Below are 18963 nucleotides of genomic sequence, written 5' to 3'. Positions count from 1 at the left end.
CAGACGGCCCGGCCCCAATATTTCTCAAACCCTTTCCAAAAACGATACAAACTCTTTGTTTTTCAATACCTACCCAAGCTCCCTTTTTGTTGACAAAATCACTTCCGCCCTTCCCGACAAACAACCAATCCTACGCCTGCGAAAATTGTTAACAATTTAAACAAGCAGCCATTGGAAAATCGGCAAAACATCGGCAAATCGGGGAAATAATGCTAAAATAACGCCTTAAATGATATGACAGAAAGCTATTTAATGACCGCTGCTACTTTAGAACACGTTCAAGCCGTTGCTTTTGATTTGGACGGTACTTTATGCGATTCCATTCCGGATTTGACTACCGCAGCCCAAGCCATGTGCGAATACTTGGGTTTACCTGTTTTACCCACTCAAACGGTTGAAAGTTATGTCGGCGACGGCATCGGCAAGTTGGTTCATCGCGTCATCACCCATGATCGTGAAAAAGAAGCTGATCCTGAAATCTGGGAAAAAGGTTTTGTGTTCTTTATGAAATATTATCGCGAACACCTGAGCGACTTTACCCACCCTTACCCTGAAACCGAAGCCGGTCTCGGCCTGCTCAAGTCCTTGGGTATTCCATTGGTTGTCATTACCAATAAAAACGAAGTACTGGCTGTAGAGCTGCTGAAACAGCTCAATCTCGACGGCTACTTCAGCCTGGTTCTCGGCGGCGACAGCCTGACTGAGAAAAAACCCAGCCCATTGCCGCTTCAACATGCTGCCGAAGTTTTGGGCATCGATGTTGCCAATATGCTGATGGTGGGCGACTCTAGAAATGATATTCTTGCCGCCAAAGCAGCCGGTTGTTTCAGCGTCGGCGTAACATTCGGCTACGGCGACATGACCTTGCTCTCCCAAGACAAAGCGACCAAACCTGATTTGTTGATTCGCGCCCTGCCTGAAATCTACGAAAATCTGCAACCGCAAAAAAATAAAGACGAAGAATAATTCGGCTTTATTTTCAGACGGCCTTTTCGGCTATTTTCCCAATCAGGCCGTCTGAAAATGTAATTCAATGTAGTCCCCTCACCCCCCGCCATATCCCATGAGACCCCCTAAAACCTTACGTGCCCGCGCCTTGGATATTCTTTCCCGTCAAGAAGTCAGCCGCGTCGGTTTGAAACGCAAACTGGCTCCGCACGCTGAAAGCGAAGAAGAATTGGAAAAGGTTTTGGACGAATTCGCCGAACGAAATTGGCAATCCGACCAACGTTACGCAGAAGCCTATATTCACAGCAAAAGCAACCGTTACGGCACGCTCCGCCTCAAACAAGCCTTGGCGCAACAAGGTATTGATGCGGATGACTGTCGAGAATTACTGCCCGACAGAGAGGACGAGCTGCAAACCGCCATTTCTGTTTTGCGTAAAAAATTCAAGCAAGAAGCTGAAGATTTGAAAGAAAAACAAAAACAAGCGCGTTTCCTTGCGTATCGTGGCTTTGGTGCAGACACCATTCAGACGGCCTTAAAAACCGCGTGGAATGAAGAAGAAGACTTCTATCAATAATCATTCCTACTTGAATCTTTACGGCTATCGGCGTACCCTTACGCTTTCATTCAATAATCCAATCAGAGCTTCATCATGTCCGACAAACCACACGATACATCCAACCCCCTACTCGAAGACGAACGCAAAAACCCTGTTTACCGCTTGGGTCAGGCAGTGGCCGGATTCATGTTGCTGGTTTGGGCCGGCGTTTTGGTCTTGGTTTTCTTCTTGGTTTTCCGATTTTGGTTGAGTTAAATCCAACCTGAAGCATTATTTTTCTTCAAAACAAACTGAAAGAAGTTTGTTTGTACATACTCAAAAGGCCGTCTGAAAACACTTTCAGACGGCCTTTGCTTATAACGAGATTATCCTCGAATCACTTTGCGGATATTCGGATTGGCATGCATCTCATGAACAATCTGATTAACCTGATCCAAGTCCTTGACTTTAATCATGAATTTAAATTCCACAAAACCTTCCGTTCCTGCTTGGGCTTTGGTCGGCGTATCGACAGATTCGATGTCCGCACCCGAGTTGGAAATCGCTTGCGCCATTGAAGCCAGCAAGCCATGGGCATCTTCGGATTTGACGTTGAGGATGGTGCGATACGTTTGATTACGCATACTGTCCCAACCGGCATCCAACTGCTCTTCCGGATCGGCTTTGACTAAAGTTTGGCAGGTATCACGGTGAATAATCATGCCCTTGTCTTTGACCAATAAGGCGCGAATCGGATCACCGGGAATCGGATGGCAACACTCGGCAAAATGAATCCGGCCGGTCTCTTGATCGTTGACTTTAATCGGGCTGAGTTTGACCTCACTGCCGAAATGTTGGCCAGCCAACTCGGCAATGTGCATGGCAACGTGAATCGGCAAAGTATGCCCCATACCGACTTTGTAGAGAACTTCTTCAAACGAAGTTTGTTTGGTATTCAAATCGGCAAGGTATTTTTCTTTAAGGTCGTCTGAAAGCAAAACATCTTTAGGCAGCAGGCTGGATAAAGCTTTTTGCAGCAGGTTCTCACCCAAAACAACGGCATCGTGACGATTCAGATTTTTAACGTATTGGCGGATGGCGCTGCGCGCACGACTGGAAACGGCAAAATTCAACCATGCCACATTGGGCTTGGCATGTTCGGAAGTAATGATTTCGACCGTATCGCCCGTTTTCAGCTTGGTACGCAACGGCATCATGATATTATTAATGCGCGCGGCAACGGTTTTATGACCGATATTGGTGTGCACGGCATAGGCAAAGTCAATCGGCGTTGCGCCCTTAGGCAAGGTCAAAATATCGCCTTTCGGAGTAACGATATAGACTTCGTTGGGGAACAAATCGACTTTGACATGTTCCAGAAACTCGATGGCATTTGAGCTGCTGGCTTGCAGGTCAAGAATATTTTTCAACCATCGGTTCATATGGAGGACGGCCTGATCCGGAGTGTTTTCTCCGGATTTGTAAATCCAATGGCCGGCAATACCGCCCTCGGCTACGGCATCCATTTCACGCGTACGGATTTGCACTTCGATCGGCAAACCGTAAGGACCGACCAAGGTCGTGTGCAGGCTTTGATAACCGTTGCTTTTCGGGATGGCGATATAGTCTTTGAAACGACCAGGCTTGGGTTGGTATAAATTATGCAATGCACCCAATGCGGCATAACAGGCAGGAATGCTGTTGACGATGACCCGAAAGCCGTAAATATCCATTACTTCGGCAAAACGCAGTTTTTTAGCCAGCATTTTTTGATGAATGCCGTATAGGTTTTTCTCACGGCCTTTGATTTTAGCTTCAATATTGACACCGACCAAACGCTGACTGAATGCACGCAGCACTTTGCCGACAACATCGCGACGGTTTTTGCGGCTGTTGTCCATGGCTTTTTTCAGGGTTTCGTAGCGGCTTGGGTGAAGGTTTTGGAACGATAAGTCTTGAAGCTCTTGATACGCGTTGTTCAGACCGATGCGGTTGGCGATTTGAGCATAAATTTCGAGGGTTTCTTTGGCGATGCGGCGGCGCTTGTCCGGACGCATAGAGCCAAGGGTGCGCATATTGTGCAATCGGTCGGCCAGTTTGACGACGATGACGCGCACGTCTTTAGTCATGGCGAGGATCAGTTTGCGGAAACTTTCCGCCTGATGCTCGGCATGATCTTCAAATTTGAGTTTTTCCAGTTTGGAGAGGCCGTCTACCATTTCGGCAATGGTATCGCCGAATTCCGCCGCCATTTCGACTTTGGTTACACCCGTATCTTCCAATACATCGTGCATAACGCCTGCGCAAAGGCCTTGAACATCCATGTGCCAAATCGCAAGCTGCGTGGCAACGGCAAGGGGATGGGTGATGTAGGGTTCACCGCTCTTACGGGTTTGTCCGTCATGGGCATGAAAAGCGTAGGCAATGGCTTTTTCAAGCTCGGCCTGTTCATTCTCATTGAGATAGGATGCGGTGCGAAACAGAAGATCGCGCGCTTCTGCTGTCAACGGGTCATAAGGAGCGGTAGGCAGTGGGGCTGGCATTTTCAGACGGCCTTTTATGGCTATTTTTTAAGCCGTCAGACTGTATCGGTTGTTATATTGCACCGATACAGTCCGCACGGCGGTTTTATCGGTTTGCCGGTTGGTTTATTTGTTGCGAGTCAGAAGCTCGGTTCCGATTTGTCCGGCTGCGATTTCGCGCAGGGCGGTTACGGTTGGTTTGTTGTTGCGGATGTCGTCAACCAAAGGCGTATTGCCGTTTTCCAGTTGGCGTGCGCGACGAGCGGCAACGAGTGTGAGGTCGAAATGGTTAGGGATTTTACCTGTGCAGTCTTCAGTAGTAATACGGGCCATGTTTGCTTGCTTTCTTTCTATGTTTCAAATAAACGGTTATTTTCGCTGTTTTTTACGAATTTTCCAACAGGTTTGAGATAAATCCCTGCTGGGCAGATTTTTTCAGACGGCCTGCTTTAATAATGTGGAACAAATCGGCTTCGGCACGATCCAAATCGTCATTCACGACGACGTAATCAAACAAAACAGATTGTTCAATCTCGTGACGGGCTTTGGACAGGCGTGTTTGAATGACTTCTTCGCTATCCGTACCACGGCCGATCAAACGTTGCGCCAATACCTCAAAGGAAGGCGGCAAAATGAAAATGCTGCTGGCTTCAGGCAACGATTTACGCACTTGCGCCGCACCTTGCACATCGATTTCCAAAATCACATCATAGCCCTCTTCGCTCAACGAATTTACGCCGGCGATGCTGGTGCCGTAATAATTGCCGAACACATTGGCGTGTTCCAAAAAGGCCCTTTGCTCAATCAGTGATTCAAATTCGTCTTTGGGGACAAAGTGGTAATGCACGCCATGCACCTCTCCTTCGCGCGGCTGGCGCGTGGTGTGAGAAACGGAAACACGGATATCGTCATGATTTTTCAACAGGCGCGACACCAAAGTCGTTTTGCCTGTGCCCGAAGCGGCGGAAATGATGAAAATATTGCCTTTTTTGTGATTTTGCATGGTAATTCAGCCGATGGTATGTATCTGTAAATTATAACACAACACAATGTTTCTCGGAATTTCAGACGGCCTGTTGCAAAATTTGGCTATTGTATCGATTAATTTGGCAAGTTTGCATATGACCGCTACAATGGCGTGTTAAAAACTTTTTGATTTCGGAATGTCGAAATGTTGATTCATCCTGAAGTAATGGGCGTAGAAGCTTTGGCGGACAAAATCCGTAAAATTGAAAACTGGCCGCAAAAAGGGATTTTGTTTCATGACATTACTCCCGTTTTGCAAAGCGCAGAATATTTCCGCCTGCTGGTCGATTTGCTGGTTTACCGCTATATGGGGCAAAAAGTTGACGTTGTGGCAGGCTTGGACGCGCGTGGTTTCATCATCGGTGCGGCTTTGGCCTATCAACTGAATGTCGGCTTCGTTCCCATTCGTAAAAAAGGCAAACTGCCGTTTGATACGGTTTCTCAAAGTTACGCTTTGGAATATGGCGAAGCAACGGTAGAAATCCATACCGATGCCATCAAGCCGGGCGCACGCGTTTTGTTGGTAGATGATTTGGTGGCGACCGGCGGCACAATGCTGGCGGGCGTCGAGCTGATCCGCAAACTGGGCGGCGAAGTAATCGAAACGGCTGCTATTTTGGAGTTTACCGACTTGGACGGCGGCAAAAAAATCCGCGAAAGCGGCGCGCCGTTATTTACCCTGTGCCAAAACAAAGGCTGTATGTAACACACAAAAAACCGCAAGCCGATCAGCCTGCGGTTTTTTTATTGTCAAAATTATTCGAGAACGTATCCGTCTGTATCCCAAAAGGTTTTTTTCACCAACTGGTCGTCTTTATACACCAACTCGGATTTCTTCGCACCATCATCATACCAATCCAAAATAATGCCGCTGCGTTTGCCGTTGCGAATACTCAATTCAGACACAATGCGGCCATTTTCATCCCAACTGATAATCTCTGTCGGTTTATCATTGCTCATCATCATTTCGGTTTTCGGGCTGCCGTCTGAATACCATTGTTTCCAATGACCGTTGGCCTTATCGTGCTTGAATTGGATTTCGCTTTCTTTGACGCCGTTGCGGTAATAACGAGAGCCTATACCCTCGCTCAAGCCGTTTTGATAAGGCATGACCGCAGATTTTTTGCCGTTTGGATACCAGTTAATCCACTCGCCGTGCGGCTTGCCGTTGCGATAGCTGCCAACCATCTTTTTCTGCCCGTTAAAATGCCACAGGGTCAGTGTGCCATTGTCCAGAGCCGGCACAAAAACCTTAATCTGACCAGCAGGTATCTCGTACGGATCAGAATATTTTTTCATTGATGGATAGTAAAAATCCTGAACCTGCGCCTTGCCTGCCGCAATTTTGTATTGGCGGACATAAGCAACCGAAGGCATGGTTGCCGTCAGTTTACCGTTTTGATTGAAATAAACGGTATATTGCTGGGCAAAAGCGACAACGGGCGTACTGAATAAAACAGCAGCCAACAGGCCTGATTTTAAACAATTATTCATAATATTGGGTTTGGCAGTATATGTTCTACAAAAAGTCAGTAATAAAAATCTACCGGCATTTGAATCTATGACAAATATTATAAGCCATAGTTTCAAACCCTGCTTGGATTTCACAACCGACATATCATAGGCGTTTGTATTTTCTTAAAACATTAAAGACATTACAAAATAGAGGCCGTCTGAATTTTTTTTCAGACGGCCTCTATTTTATTTACATCACAATAAACTATTCTTCACCCAACAATTGCTCACGGGTCAATAAGAATACAAACCCGTCGCCACCGCTGGTTTCCAACCAAGTAAACGGCAATTCCGGATAAGCCGCCTCCAATACTTCGCGGTTGTGGCCGATTTCAACCAGCAATACACCTTTCGGATTCAAGTATTTCGCAGCCTGCAAAATGATTTGGCGTGTAGCATCCAAACCATCTTCTCCGCTACCCAAAGCCAATTCCGGCTCATGTAGGTATTCATCAGGCAACGCTTCCACAGATTCCGCATCAACATAAGGCGGATTGGAAACAATTAAGTCGTAGGTTTCATCTAAACCTTCAAACAAATCGGTATGCACCAAGCTGATGCGGTCTTCCAAGCCATAATCTTCGATATTGATGGCCGCTACTTCCAAAGCATCTAAGCTCAAATCAACGGCATCGATTTGTGCATCGGGATAGTGATGCGCCATTTGAATGGCCAAACAGCCGCTACCGGTACACAAATCCAAAGCTCGATGCACCAACTCATCATGTTCAATCCAAGGACGGATACCGTCGCCAAGCAATTCATAAATAAAAGAACGAGGCACGATGACACGCTCATCGACATAAAAATCAAACTCACCCTGCCATGCCTGATGCGTCAGATACGCGGCAGGAATATGCTCCACTGCGCGGCGTTCGAGAATGGACAATACCTCTTCCTTCTCACTTTGCAACAATTTGGCATCCAAATAAGGCTCCAATGTATCCAAAGGCAGATTCAAAGTGTGCAAAATTAGATAGGCTGCCTCGTCATGGGCATTATCGCTTCCGTGTCCGAAAAACAGTCCGGCATCGTTAAAACGGCTGACGGCGAAACGCAATAAATCGCGAACAGTGGTCAGCTCTTGAGCAGCTTGGTTAAACATAATGTTTTGTCTTGTCGATTTAAGAATATTGAAATTATAACATAAAGGCCGTCTGAAAACTTTTCAGACGGCCTTCGATTTAATTCAGCTTAAGATTATTTATCGCGGCTGAATACGATTTTGGTAGCTTGGATAGCAACGCAGACAGCACCACCGATAAAGATCAAGTCAGCAGCGGTACGAACCCAACGCAGGGTATCCAGAATTTCCATTTGCAGGAATTCTTCGCTACGGGCATACCACAGACCGTGAGTGATAGAAGCATAAGCTTGAATCACGCCAACCGGCAACAGGCTGATGGCAATCATACCTACCAGACCGCCGTTCAGCAGCCAGAATGCCCAAGTCATCAGTTTGTCGTCAAATTGAGCATTAGGTTTCAGGTAACGTGCAACCAGCAATACGAAGCCCAGAGCCAAGAAACCATACACACCAAACAGAGCCGCGTGAGCGTGAACTGCAGTAGTGTTCAGACCTTGGATGTAGAACAGGGAAATCGGCGGGTTAATCAGGAAGCCGAATACGCCGGCACCGATCATGTTCCAGAAGGCAACTGCTACGAAGCACATCAGAGGCCAACGCAGACGTTTCGCCCAGTCGGACAGATGTTGGTAAGACCAGTGTTCGTAAGCTTCACGACCCAGCAGAACCAAAGGTACAACTTCCAAAGCGGAGAAACATGCACCGATTGCCATAGAAGCAGAGGTAGAGCCGGAGAAGTACAAGTGGTGCAATGTACCTGGAATACCACCCAACATGAAGATGGCAGCAGCAGCCAAAGTAGAAGCAGTAGCAGTACTACGGCGGACAAAGCCCATGTTGTAGAAGATGAATGCGAAGGCGGCAGTAGCGAACACTTCGAAGAAACCTTCTACCCACAGGTGAACCACCCACCAACGCCAGTATTCCATCACAGCGATTGGAGATTTTTCACCGTAAAACAGGCCAGGAGCATAGAACACACCCACACCGACCATAGAAGCTACGAAGATAGCCAACAGGTTTTTGTCTGTACCTTTTTCTTTAAAGGCAGAGACAGTACAACGCAGCATCAGGAACAGCCACAACAGCAAGCCGACCATCAGCAACAGTTGCCAGAAGCGACCCAGATCCAAGTATTCGTAACCTTGGTGACCGAACCAGAAGTTCAGCTCAGGCGGAATGATGTGAGTCAAAGCAAAGAAGTTACCTGCATAAGAACCGCCGACTACGATGAACAGGGCGATGTACAGGAAGTTCACACCGGCACGTTGGAATTTAGGATCTTTACCGCCGTTCACAATCGGAGCCAAGAACAGACCTGCTGTCAGGAAGCCGGTTGCAATCCAGAAAATAGCGGATTGGATGTGCCAAGTACGGGTCAACGCATATGGGAACCAGTCGGCCATTTCAAAGCCCAGTGCGGTATCAATACCGTAGAAGCCTTGACCTTCGACAGTATAGTGAGCAGTCAAACCACCCAACAGTACTTGTACGACAAACAGCGCAACAGTCAGGAATACATATTTGCCCAACGCTTTTTGAGAAGGAGTCAGTTGTACTTTGGAAATAGGATCCTCAGTAGGTACTTCAACCTCTTCGTGTTTGGTCAAGAAAGAGTACCCCCACATCAGCAAGCCGATACCCATCAGCAACAATACCACGCTGGTGAAGGACCACATGTAGTTTTCAGTAGTCGGTACGTTGTTGATCAAAGGCTCGTGCGGCCAGTTGTTGGTGTAAGTGAAGTTCTCGTCAGGACGGTTGGTCGAAGCAGACCAAGAAGTCCAGAAGAAGAAGTTGAACAGTTTTTCACGCGCTTCTTGGCTTGGCAATGTGTTGTTTTTCATTGCAAAGTGTTCGCGAGTGGTTTGGAACTTAGGATCGTCGCTGTACACACCGTGGTAGTAAGGCAGAATGCTTTCGATCGCTTTCACGCGGGTATCGCTGATAACGACAGAACCGTCTTCCTTAATACGGCTTTGGTTGCGGTATTCGTCAGCCAAACGGGTTTTCAGAACAGCTTGTTCCTCAGGAGAAACTTCGTCAAATTTTTTGCCGTAAGTTTCTTGCGCAGTCAGATCCAACCATGCAACCAGCTCGCGGTGCAGCCAGTCAGCAGTCCAGTCCGGAGCTTGGTATGCACCGTGACCCAATACAGAGCCAACTTCCATACCGCCGGTAGTTTGCCATGCAGATTGACCTGCCAAAATATCGTCTTTGGTCATCAGGACTTTGCCGGATGCAGAAACGACTTGTTCAGGGTATGGCGGAGCCTTTTTATAGACCTCGCTACCCATATAACCAAGAATGGTAAAGCATACTGCCAGTACGGCAAACAGCAAGTACCAAAGCTTCTTGTACTGTCCCATTTTGAGTACTCCTTGATTTTGGTAAAAAGTGGTTGGGTATTAATTCATCAAATATGAATGTTAAAGATTGTATCACGGTTTTAAAAGTAAAGAAATATTTTGTCAATAATATTCCTTTAAAACCATTAACTTACATGATATTGATTCCTATTATCCTATATAACTCCTCCTTTGTTATATTTTGTGTTAAGCCCACACTAACATTTTCACACAAAAATAAACTTTTCGGTTTAGTTTTTTATACTACTAAAGGAGTATTTAAGGATTAAAAGATTCATATTCATTGAACAATTTGATTTATGTCAAAATACACCCAAACAAGCGCCTACATAATCATACAAAATTTCAAACCATCCTATCAGGATACTTAACTTTTCTTACAATAAGGAAACTTTAAACATGAAACGCCAAACCTTAGCTGCACTTATCGCTTCTGTATTTGCACTGGCCGCATGCGGCGAACAAGCTGCTAAACCAGCTGAAACTCCGGCTACCACCGCTTCTGCCGAAGCTCCTGCTGCTTCTGACTCACAAGCTGCTGCCGAGACTCCTTCTTCAGAATTGCCTGTAGTCGATGCCATCATGACTCACGCTCCGGAAGTTCCACCTGCAATCGATCGCGATCATCCGGCTAAAGTACGCGTTAAAATGGAAACCGTCGAAAAAACCATGACCATGGAAGACGGTGTTGAATACCACTACTGGACATTCAACGGCGACGTTCCGGGCCAAATGATCCGTGTACGCGAAGGCGATACCGTAGAAGTAGAATTCTCTAACAATCCTTCTTCTACCGTTCCTCACAACGTTGACTTCCACGCTGCTACCGGTCAAGGCGGTGGTGCAGAAGCTTCCTTCACTGCCCCAGGCCACACTTCTACTTTCAGCTTTAAAGCTCTGCAAGCCGGTTTGTATATTTACCACTGTGCCGTTGCTCCTGTAGGTATGCACATCGCCAACGGTATGTACGGTTTGATCTTAGTTGAACCTAAAGAAGGTCTGCCTAAAGTAGATAAAGAGTTCTACATCGTACAAGGTGACTTCTATACTAAAGGTAAAAAAGGCGCTCAAGGCCTGCAACCTTTCGACATGGATAAAGCCATTGCCGAACAACCTGAATACGTTGTATTCAACGGCCACGTGGGCTCTATCGCCGGCGACAATGCCCTGAAAGCTAAAGCTGGTGAAACTGTTCGTATGTACGTTGGTAACGGTGGTCCTAACTTGGTATCTTCTTTCCACGTTATCGGCGAAATCTTCGACAAAGTATATGTTGAAGGTGGTAAACTGATTAACGAAAACGTACAAAGCACTGTGATTCCTGCCGGTGGCGCCGCCATGATCGAATTCAAAGTCGATATTCCAGGCAGCTACACTTTGGTTGACCACTCTATCTTCCGTGCGTTCAACAAAGGTGCTTTGGGTCAATTGAAAGTTGAGGGTGACGAAAACCCTGAAATCATGACCAAAAAACTGAGCGACACCGCTTACCAACCTGCCGGTGCTGCCGCTTCTGCCCCAGCCGCTGCGTCTGCCGCACCTGCTGCTTCTGAAGCCGCTAAATAATCCCTCGGTTTAATACGCCAAGCCACTGCTGCTCTTCTCTTAGAGTCGCAGTGGCTTCCATCACAATTAATCTTCCTATTCAATTTCAATCAGACAGATTGATTTTTCAGACGGCCTTGTTATGATTAGGCTATCTCAAAAATAAATTTTCTGTTTTCAAACGATAATAAGGGCGTACCATGAAACTCATACGACTCCTCCTCTTAGGCAGTGCCTTAATCTGCGGCAATACATTTGCAGCTGAAATGGTAAAAATCGAAGGAGGCAGCTATCGCCCTCTCTATCTCAAAAAAGAGACTTCCCTTATTAAAGTCAAGCCCTTCCAACTTGATAAATATCCTGTAACCAATGCCGAATTTGCCGAATTTTTGAAAACACATCCACAATGGCAAAAAGACAAAATCAGCTCTAAACAAGCTGAAAAGGCTTACCTGAAACATTGGGTAAAAAACGGCAGCAACAGTTATGCGCCTAAGGCCAGCGAACTCAAACATCCGGTAACCAATGTTTCATGGTTTGCCGCCAATGCCTACTGCGTTTCCAAAGGCAAACGCCTGCCGACTATTGACGAATGGGAATTTGCAGGCTTAGCCTCTGCCACTCAAAAAGACGGCTCTGCCGAACCCGGCTACAACCGTACCATCTTAGATTGGTATGCAGACGGCGGCCGCAACGGCCTGCACGACATCGGTAAAAACAAACCCAACTACTGGGGCGTATACGATATGCACGGCCTGATTTGGGAATGGACTGAAGACTTCAACAGCAGCCAACTCTCAGCCGGTTCGTCCAACACACAAATGTTCTGTAGCGGCGCATCCGTAGGCTCAAGCGACCCATCCAACTATGCTGCTTTCTTGCGCTACGGCATCCGTACCAGCCTGCAATCCAAATATGTTTTAAATAACTTAGGCTTCCGCTGCGCAAGCAAATAAAGTTTAGTTTTATCACCAAAGCAGCTTTGGCGGTACTGGAAGGTATCGCCGCTTTTTTTGGCCGTCTGAAAAGATGTGGCGCACAAAGACAAATTGTGGCATAATCCGCCCGTCTTTATAAAAAGGCACTTAGGAGTTTGCTTAGGTCGTTTGGCTTGGCAAACTTGTCCGAACCTGAAAAGGTTCTTTTATTTTCGGAGTTATCCATCATGGCATTGACCGTAGAACAAAAAGCACAAATTGTTAAAGATTTCCAACGCAAAGAAGGCGATACCGGTTCTTCTGAAGTACAAGTCGCTCTGTTGACTTTCCGTATCAACGACCTGACTCCTCACTTCAAAGCCAACCCTAAAGACCACCACAGCCGTCGCGGCCTGTTGAAAATGGTTAGCCAACGTCGTCGCCTGCTGTCTTACCTGCGCCGTACTCAGCCTGATACTTACCGTACACTGATTACTCGCCTGGGTCTGCGTAAATAATTTATGCTTAAATCAACACCGCCTTTGGGCGGTGTTTTTATTCACATGCCCATGCCGTCTGAAACACAGGCCTACTCTGTGTTATACTTCCACACGCTTAAGCAGCAAGGCTTAAACTCCCAATCACTCCTTAAAGCTCCCATCAAAGCGAGAATCTGAATTGTCTGTTCATTCCATGTTGCACTCAGGAAAATTTTGGTTGAAAACCCTGGTTTTCGGCATTACCGCGCTTTTATGCCTCGCGGCGGTATTGAGTGCCTTAATGTTCCGCATATTCAACACAGAAAACATCGACGCATTCATACAAAAAAACTTTTCCGCCCATGGCTGCCAAATCAAATACAACGCCACTATCGGCAGAAAATGGCTGCCGCGCCCCACGCTGATTTTAAAAGACCTCAGCCTTTCCTCTTCCGAACCTGACACACCGACGCTGAACATCGCCGAATCCAAAATGGGCTTTGGCTGGAGCAGCCTATGGTCGGATGCGCCCATAATTGAGAAATGGATTCTTTTAAACCCGACACTGACACTGGACTCCAAACACCATCTGCCCGCCTGCCTGCAACAAGACCCATCGTCAAAAGAAAGTTTTCAGCTCAACCGCATCATCATCAATAACGGCAGCATCCGTTATCACACTAAAGAGCAAAATATTGCCTTAAACAACCTGCAATTTTCCCTGCAGCAAGCCGATTCAGACGGCCGTCCCTTCGACATCAGCGGCACATTGCAAAACATCGGCAACCCCATCAGTTGGCAGGGTGCAGGCTATCTGGTACCCAACAATGCCGGTTGGAGTGTTCCCGCCCTTAAGCTGAACCTGCAAACCGTATTACTCAAAAACAAGCTGGATGCCCAAATCGCAGGCAGCCTTAATTGGCAAAACCAAACCGCCCTACTCCGCGACTTCAATCTGCAAGCCGAAAGCGACTTTCAAAACTTGCATATCAACGCACGTTCGCCCCTATTGCAATTCAAAAACGGCTATTTACACCTCAATACACTCAACGGCGCATTGACTGCCGGCAGCGAAAACAACCAATGGGACGGCTCATTCAAACTGGACAAAGCCAACCTCTACGCAACCGTTTTGACCGCCGCCAATTTTGAACTCAAAGGCAGCCATAAAAACGACCGCCTCCAAACCAACTTTACCTTTTCCAGCCCGTTGGTTTGGCAAAAAGGCAAAGGCATCGATGCGCCCAAACTGCACCTCAGTACCCTGCAAGACACCATCAACCGCCTTCCCCGTCCACGCTTCATCAGCACACTCGAAGGACAGGCTAATTTCAGCCTCAATACATGGGAAGGCCGTCTGAAAGGCGCATTTGACAGACAAGCCCTCGCCTTGGCCTTTAAATACCAACGCGATGCCCAACCGCGTCCGCACCTTGACGCCGGTATCGCCTTACAAAAACTTAATCTGACCCCTTACTTAGAAGACCTGAAAACCCAGCCGTCGCTCAGTCTTCCTTCCCTGCTGGCCAAATCCTGGCTGCCCGACATTGAGGCCAACCTCCAAATCGGCACCATTCAAACTGCCGGCCTGCAACTTGAAAACGTCGAATCCCTGCTTACCGCAGATAAAGAACATATCGCCCTGCACCGTTTCAAAGCCGGGCTTTATGGCGGCAAAACAGAAGGCGGACTGAGTATTGCGGCTACCCAACCCGCTTCTTACCACCTTCAGCAAAACGCAAAAGGCATACAAATTCAACCGCTGCTACAAGACTTGTTCGGCTTCCACAGCTTCAGCGGCAGCGGCGACGCCGTTATCGACATTCAAACTTCCGGCAACGACCGCGCCCAAATGATACAAGCCCTAAACGGCAGCCTGCTCCTCGATATTACCAACGGCGCATGGCACGGCATTGATATGGACAGCATTCTGAAAAACGGTATCTCTTCGGAAAAAATTGACAACAGCAACCTCAAAACCCCTTTCCATCATTTCATCCTCAATAGTGAAATCGAGAAAGGCATCAGCCATCATATCAACACCGAACTGTTTTCCGACAGCCTGCACGTTGTCAGCAGCGGCTATACCGATTTGAATACCCAAAAACTGTCCGAAAACCTGCTTATCAGCAACGTACTGCAACCCAAAAACAAACCGATTCCCCTCAAAATCGGCGGAACCGTACAAAACCCTTCCATTACCCTTGATTACAGCCGCTTGACCAATGGCATGAACACACCGGCAGAAAAACAAAAAGCCCTGCAAGAAACCATACAAGAACAATGGAAGTGGCTCAAACCGCGCTAGGTTTTCAAATTAAAGGCCGTCTGAAACCCAAAAAGTTTCAGACGGCCTTTTAACAGATGTATTGTCAGAATAAGATGTTTACTTAGGAATGACCATATACACAATCAGTGCAACAATGACGGCAGACCATACGGTCAACATTATCAAGCCTTCTTTGGAGAGTTTTCTTTTTCTCCAATCGAGCCTCAATATTTCTACCGTACCTTCAAACACTGCCCCAATCATTTCCATCACGATTTGAAGTATAAATTCCAATAGAAATGACATCTACAAACCCAAACGCTCCCAAATCTCATCGATTTTTGCCGTAACGGCAGGGTCTTTTTTGATCACACGACCCCATTCGCGGTTGGTTTCACCCGGCCACTTGTTAGTCGCATCCAAACCCATTTTTCCGCCAAGTCCGCTGACGGGGCTGGCGAAGTCCAGATAGTCGATAGGCGTGTTTTCCATCAAAACAGTGTCGCGTACGGGATCCATGCGCGTGGTGACTGCCCAGATGACTTCTTTCCAGTCACGCACGTTCACATCGTCATCCACCACGATGATGAATTTGGTGTACATAAACTGGCGCAGGAACGACCAGCAGCCCATCATCACGCGCTTGGCGTGTCCGGCGTACTGTTTTTTCATGCTGACCACCGCCATGCGGTAGGAGCAGCCTTCAGGCGGCAGGTAGAAATCGGTGATTTCGGGGAACTGCTTTTGCAAGAGCGGTACGAACACTTCGTTCAACGCCACGCCCAAAACGGCAGGCTCATCGGGCGGTTTGCCCGTGTAGGTGGAATGGTAAATCGGGTTTTCACGCATGGTGATGCGTTCGACCGTGAATACGGGGAAATGGTCCTGCTCGTTGTAATAGCCCGTGTGGTCGCCGTATGGGCCTTCCAGCGCGGTTTCGTTCGGATGAATCACGCCTTCCAATACGATTTCGGCGCGGGCAGGCACTTGCAAATCGCTGCCGATACATTTCACCAGCTCCGTCCGCGAACCGCGCAACAGTCCGGCAAATTGGTATTCGCTCAAAGTATCGGGAACAGGCGTTACCGCGCCCAAAATGGTGGCAGGGTCACAGCCGAGCACGACGGCGACAGGATACGGTGTATCGGGATTGAGTTTGCGGAATTCCTGATAATCCAGCGCGCCGCCGCGATGCGACAGCCAGCGCATAATCAGTTTGTTTTTGCCGATTAACTGCTGACGGTAAATGCCGAGATTTTGGCGTTTTTTGTACGGGCCGCGCGTGACGGTCAAACCCCACGTTACCAGCGGCGCAACGTCTTCCGGCCAGCAATGCTGAATCGGCAGTTTATACAAATCAACGTCTTCGCCTTCCCACACGATTTCCTGACACGGCGCGTTTTTCACCACGTTCGGCGCCATGCTCCAAATATCTTTCAGCAACGGCAGTTTGGAAAACGCGTCTTTGATGCCTTTGGGCGGTTCCGGTTCTTTCAGATACGCCAGCGTCTGCCCGATTTCGCGCAACTTGGACACGCTGTCCGCACCCATGCCCAGTGCCACACGTTCGGGCGTGCCGAACAGGTTTGCCAACACGGGATAATCGTAGCGCGTACCGTCGGGCTTAATCGGGTGTTCAAACAACAGCGCGGGCCCTTCGGCGCGTAGCACGCGGTCGGCAATTTCGGTCATTTCCAAATGCGGCGACACCGGATGCTGAATGCGCTTGAGTTTGCCATCGGCTTCCAATCCGGCGATAAATTCTCGCAAATCTCTGTATTTCATGATTTCATTTTCCTGAACAGGCCGTCTGAAAACAGACTTCCATTTCGGGTTTGAAAGATAAACCAGCGGCTATTGTACCTGCCAAATCCGTCCATATCCCAACTTTCCGCATCCGAATTTCCATATTTTTTGCAAACTACCGTCAAATTTGAACAATATCTGCTTGTGATTGCTTTCAGACGGCCTTATCTTTGGTAGAATTCCAACTTAATCCAGTCATCAATCAATATCTATCGTGGGACGGCGGCCATGTTTGCAATTTTAGAATCTTTTTTCGTTGAATACGGCTATGCGGCCGTGTTTTTCGTTTTGGTTATTTGCGGCTTCGGCGTGCCGATTCCTGAAGATTTGACGCTGGTAACCGGCGGTGTGATTTCCGGCCTGGGTTATACCAACTCGCATATTATGTTTGCCGTCGGCATGCTCGGCGTATTGGTAGGCGACGGCTTTATGTTTGCGGCCGGCCGGATTTGGGGACAAAAAATCCTTAAATTCAAACCGATTGCGCGCGTGATGACGCCCAAACGCTATGCCCAAGTACAGGAAAAATTCGACAAATACGGCAACTGGGTTTTATTCGTCGCCCGTTTCCTGCCCGGCCTGCGTACCGCCGTTTTCGTGACCGCAGGCATCAGCCGCAAGGTTTCCTACCTGCGCTTCATCCTGATGGACGGTTTGGCCGCACTGATTTCCGTTCCGGTTTGGATTTATTTGGGCGAATACGGCGCACGCAATACCGACTGGCTGATGAAAAAAATGCACAGCCTGCAATCCGGTATCTTTATCGTACTGGGCATCGGCGCAGTCATTGTCGGCTGGATTTGGTGGAAAAAACACCGCCGCCACACCTTCTTCCGCGAGAAACTGCACGAAAAACGCGCGGCAAAAGCCAAAAAACAAACCAATCAATAAATCATTCCAGGCCGTCTGAAACACTTCTCCGCTTTCAGACGGCCTCAATCATTCATCAGAAACACCATGAAACAAAAAATCTTCGTCCTTTACACCGGCGGCACCATCGGCATGACCCAAAGCAGCGCCGGCCTGCGTCCCGACACCGCTCTCGTCGATAAAGCCCTTGCCCCCTTTTCAGACGGCCTTGATTTCGAATGGCACGTTTGTCAGCCGCTCATCGATTCTTCCGCGGTAACGCTGCAAAACCAGCGCGACTGGTTGGAGCTTATTATCGCCAAGCTGCCTGACTATGACGGCATTTTGGTGTTGCACGGCACGGATACCATGGCATACACCGCCAACCTCTTCGCCCTCTCGCTGCAAGGTTTGGACAAACCCGTTATCCTGACCGGCTCGCAATGGCCTTACGATGCCGCCAACAGCGATGCGCCGCGCAACCTGGCCACCGCCGTTTCCGCTTTCTCGCTCAAGCTCAAACAAGTAGCGATTGCCTTTGACGGCAAGCTCTTCCCCGCCGTCGGCAGCAGCAAGGTCAGCACTGAAACCGCCGCAGGTTTTGACAATCTGCATTTTGGCGCACTCGCCGAATGGGAGGAAAATAAAGGTTGGCACAATATCCGTACCGCCTCGACCCAACATTCAGACGGCCTCAAACCGCGTCTTCCAAATCCTGAAGCCAAAGTTTCCGTCCGCACGCTGATTCCCGGTTATGCCGCGCAAGAACTTTCAGACGGCCTGCCCCACCTTTCCGCCCAAGCCCTGATTCTGCAAAGCTACGGCCACGGCAATGCGCCGAGTAACGATGCGTTTGTCCGAGCCGTCCAAGCCTTTACGCAACAAGGCAAATTGCTGCTCAACATCAGCCAAGTGCCGCAAGGTTGCGCCGCCGCCGTCTATGCCCAAGGCGATGCTTTGCGTCAGACAGGTATCATCAACGGCGGCAAATGCAATCTCGAAACTGCCACTGCGCTGATGACCCTTGCCATTTCCCATGACTGGAATGCAGATAAGGTGCAACAAGAATTGCAACAATTAAATCTGCTGTAAA

General features: G+C 48.2%; 17 protein-coding genes. 10 read left to right on the top strand and 7 right to left on the bottom strand.

Annotation, left to right across the window (positions count from 1 at the left end):
• Positions 1 to 252 precede the first annotated feature (252 nt).
• The 3 genes from HMPREF2711_RS09390 (at position 253) to HMPREF2711_RS11145 (ending at position 1762) form a co-directional block, all read left to right on the top strand.
• Positions 253 to 966 (top strand): phosphoglycolate phosphatase, encoded by a 714-nt coding sequence (locus tag HMPREF2711_RS09390; protein WP_003745832.1) that lies wholly within the window; start codon positions 253 to 255, stop codon positions 964 to 966.
• 97 nt (positions 967 to 1063) lie between these two features.
• Positions 1064 to 1525 (top strand): recombination regulator RecX, encoded by a 462-nt coding sequence (gene recX, locus HMPREF2711_RS09385; RefSeq protein ID WP_003745830.1) that lies wholly within the window; start codon positions 1064 to 1066, stop codon positions 1523 to 1525.
• Between the two features lie 75 nt (positions 1526 to 1600).
• Positions 1601 to 1762, top strand: a complete 162-nt coding sequence (locus HMPREF2711_RS11145; RefSeq protein ID WP_003745829.1) for a hypothetical protein — start codon at positions 1601 to 1603, stop codon at positions 1760 to 1762.
• Between the two features lie 110 nt (positions 1763 to 1872).
• Here HMPREF2711_RS11145 and HMPREF2711_RS09380 read toward each other — a convergent pair whose 3' ends face one another.
• The 3 genes from HMPREF2711_RS09380 to gmk all read right to left on the bottom strand — a co-directional run bounded on the left by HMPREF2711_RS09380 (position 1873) and on the right by gmk (position 5011).
• Positions 1873 to 4029: a RelA/SpoT family protein gene (locus tag HMPREF2711_RS09380; RefSeq protein WP_003745827.1), complete on the bottom strand. Its 2157-nt coding sequence runs from the start codon at positions 4027 to 4029 to the stop codon at positions 1873 to 1875.
• Between the two features lie 105 nt (positions 4030 to 4134).
• Entirely contained in the window at positions 4135 to 4341 is a 207-nt protein-coding gene (gene rpoZ / locus HMPREF2711_RS09375; RefSeq protein WP_003682294.1) for a DNA-directed RNA polymerase subunit omega, read from the bottom strand.
• A gap of 52 nt (positions 4342 to 4393) precedes the next feature.
• Entirely contained in the window at positions 4394 to 5011 is a 618-nt protein-coding gene (gene gmk, locus HMPREF2711_RS09370) for a guanylate kinase (protein WP_003745825.1), read from the bottom strand.
• A gap of 168 nt (positions 5012 to 5179) precedes the next feature.
• Here gmk and HMPREF2711_RS09365 point away from each other — a divergent pair, with 168 nt between their 5' ends.
• Positions 5180 to 5740, top strand: coding sequence for an adenine phosphoribosyltransferase (locus HMPREF2711_RS09365; RefSeq protein ID WP_003745823.1), 561 nt, complete (start codon positions 5180 to 5182; stop codon positions 5738 to 5740).
• A 50-nt stretch (positions 5741 to 5790) separates the two neighbouring features.
• Here the strand turns inward: HMPREF2711_RS09365 and HMPREF2711_RS09360 are convergent, their stop codons facing one another.
• The 3 genes from HMPREF2711_RS09360 to HMPREF2711_RS09350 all read right to left on the bottom strand — a co-directional run bounded on the left by HMPREF2711_RS09360 (position 5791) and on the right by HMPREF2711_RS09350 (position 10005).
• Positions 5791 to 6528, bottom strand: a complete 738-nt coding sequence (locus HMPREF2711_RS09360) for a toxin-antitoxin system YwqK family antitoxin (protein ID WP_003745821.1) — start codon at positions 6526 to 6528, stop codon at positions 5791 to 5793.
• A 226-nt stretch (positions 6529 to 6754) separates the two neighbouring features.
• Positions 6755 to 7654 carry a 50S ribosomal protein L3 N(5)-glutamine methyltransferase gene (gene prmB / locus HMPREF2711_RS09355; RefSeq protein WP_003745819.1) on the bottom strand — a complete coding sequence of 300 codons (900 nt, stop codon included), beginning with the start codon at positions 7652 to 7654 and terminating at the stop codon, positions 6755 to 6757.
• Positions 7655 to 7749: 95 nt separating this feature from the next.
• Positions 7750 to 10005, bottom strand: a complete 2256-nt coding sequence (locus HMPREF2711_RS09350) for a nitric-oxide reductase large subunit (RefSeq protein ID WP_003745817.1) — start codon at positions 10003 to 10005, stop codon at positions 7750 to 7752.
• A gap of 399 nt (positions 10006 to 10404) precedes the next feature.
• Between HMPREF2711_RS09350 and nirK the strand changes: the two genes are divergently transcribed.
• From nirK to HMPREF2711_RS09330, 4 genes are all read left to right on the top strand, one after another.
• Positions 10405 to 11571, top strand: a complete 1167-nt coding sequence (gene nirK / locus HMPREF2711_RS09345) for a copper-containing nitrite reductase (RefSeq protein ID WP_003745815.1) — start codon at positions 10405 to 10407, stop codon at positions 11569 to 11571.
• 179 nt (positions 11572 to 11750) lie between these two features.
• Positions 11751 to 12506, top strand: a complete 756-nt coding sequence (locus HMPREF2711_RS09340) for a formylglycine-generating enzyme family protein (protein WP_003745813.1) — start codon at positions 11751 to 11753, stop codon at positions 12504 to 12506.
• Positions 12507 to 12715: 209 nt separating this feature from the next.
• Entirely contained in the window at positions 12716 to 12985 is a 270-nt protein-coding gene (rpsO, locus tag HMPREF2711_RS09335) for a 30S ribosomal protein S15 (protein WP_003679932.1), read from the top strand.
• A 175-nt stretch (positions 12986 to 13160) separates the two neighbouring features.
• Positions 13161 to 15254: an AsmA family protein gene (locus tag HMPREF2711_RS09330; RefSeq protein WP_003745811.1), complete on the top strand. Its 2094-nt coding sequence runs from the start codon at positions 13161 to 13163 to the stop codon at positions 15252 to 15254.
• A gap of 267 nt (positions 15255 to 15521) precedes the next feature.
• Here HMPREF2711_RS09330 and ubiD read toward each other — a convergent pair whose 3' ends face one another.
• Positions 15522 to 17000 carry a 4-hydroxy-3-polyprenylbenzoate decarboxylase gene (ubiD, locus tag HMPREF2711_RS09320; protein WP_003745807.1) on the bottom strand — a complete coding sequence of 493 codons (1479 nt, stop codon included), beginning with the start codon at positions 16998 to 17000 and terminating at the stop codon, positions 15522 to 15524.
• Positions 17001 to 17249: 249 nt separating this feature from the next.
• On the opposite strand from ubiD, the gene HMPREF2711_RS09315 reads away from it, so the two are divergent.
• Both HMPREF2711_RS09315 and HMPREF2711_RS09310 read left to right on the top strand, forming a co-directional pair.
• Positions 17250 to 17912 (top strand): DedA family protein, encoded by a 663-nt coding sequence (locus HMPREF2711_RS09315; protein WP_003745806.1) that lies wholly within the window; start codon positions 17250 to 17252, stop codon positions 17910 to 17912.
• A 66-nt stretch (positions 17913 to 17978) separates the two neighbouring features.
• On the top strand, positions 17979 to 18962 hold the full coding sequence (locus HMPREF2711_RS09310) for an asparaginase (protein WP_070616040.1): 984 nt from the start codon (positions 17979 to 17981) through the stop codon (positions 18960 to 18962).
• The last annotated feature ends 1 nt before the right edge of the window (position 18963 follow it).

The sequence above is a fragment of the Neisseria sp. HMSC070A01 genome (assembly GCF_001810165.1).
In the GTDB taxonomy this organism is placed as follows: Bacteria; Pseudomonadota; Gammaproteobacteria; order Burkholderiales; family Neisseriaceae; genus Neisseria.
Note: the sequence above shows the minus strand (reverse complement) of the source record. Positions and strands in the feature narration are given on the sequence as shown.

Coding starts and splice junctions, on each gene's coding strand:
- HMPREF2711_RS09390 (WP_003745832.1), top strand. CDS start 253: ATGACCGCTGCTACTTTAGAACACGTTCAAGCCGTTGCTTTTGATTTG.
- ubiD (WP_003745807.1), bottom strand. CDS start 17,000: ATGAAATACAGAGATTTGCGAGAATTTATCGCCGGATTGGAAGCCGAT.
- HMPREF2711_RS09380 (WP_003745827.1), bottom strand. CDS start 4,029: ATGCCAGCCCCACTGCCTACCGCTCCTTATGACCCGTTGACAGCAGAA.
- rpoZ (WP_003682294.1), bottom strand. CDS start 4,341: ATGGCCCGTATTACTACTGAAGACTGCACAGGTAAAATCCCTAACCAT.
- HMPREF2711_RS09340 (WP_003745813.1), top strand. CDS start 11,751: ATGAAACTCATACGACTCCTCCTCTTAGGCAGTGCCTTAATCTGCGGC.
- HMPREF2711_RS09365 (WP_003745823.1), top strand. CDS start 5,180: ATGTTGATTCATCCTGAAGTAATGGGCGTAGAAGCTTTGGCGGACAAA.
- HMPREF2711_RS09310 (WP_070616040.1), top strand. CDS start 17,979: ATGAAACAAAAAATCTTCGTCCTTTACACCGGCGGCACCATCGGCATG.
- rpsO (WP_003679932.1), top strand. CDS start 12,716: ATGGCATTGACCGTAGAACAAAAAGCACAAATTGTTAAAGATTTCCAA.
- nirK (WP_003745815.1), top strand. CDS start 10,405: ATGAAACGCCAAACCTTAGCTGCACTTATCGCTTCTGTATTTGCACTG.
- HMPREF2711_RS11145 (WP_003745829.1), top strand. CDS start 1,601: ATGTCCGACAAACCACACGATACATCCAACCCCCTACTCGAAGACGAA.
- HMPREF2711_RS09350 (WP_003745817.1), bottom strand. CDS start 10,005: ATGGGACAGTACAAGAAGCTTTGGTACTTGCTGTTTGCCGTACTGGCA.
- HMPREF2711_RS09315 (WP_003745806.1), top strand. CDS start 17,250: ATGTTTGCAATTTTAGAATCTTTTTTCGTTGAATACGGCTATGCGGCC.
- recX (WP_003745830.1), top strand. CDS start 1,064: ATGAGACCCCCTAAAACCTTACGTGCCCGCGCCTTGGATATTCTTTCC.
- HMPREF2711_RS09330 (WP_003745811.1), top strand. CDS start 13,161: ATGTTGCACTCAGGAAAATTTTGGTTGAAAACCCTGGTTTTCGGCATT.
- HMPREF2711_RS09360 (WP_003745821.1), bottom strand. CDS start 6,528: ATGAATAATTGTTTAAAATCAGGCCTGTTGGCTGCTGTTTTATTCAGT.
- gmk (WP_003745825.1), bottom strand. CDS start 5,011: ATGCAAAATCACAAAAAAGGCAATATTTTCATCATTTCCGCCGCTTCG.
- prmB (WP_003745819.1), bottom strand. CDS start 7,654: ATGTTTAACCAAGCTGCTCAAGAGCTGACCACTGTTCGCGATTTATTG.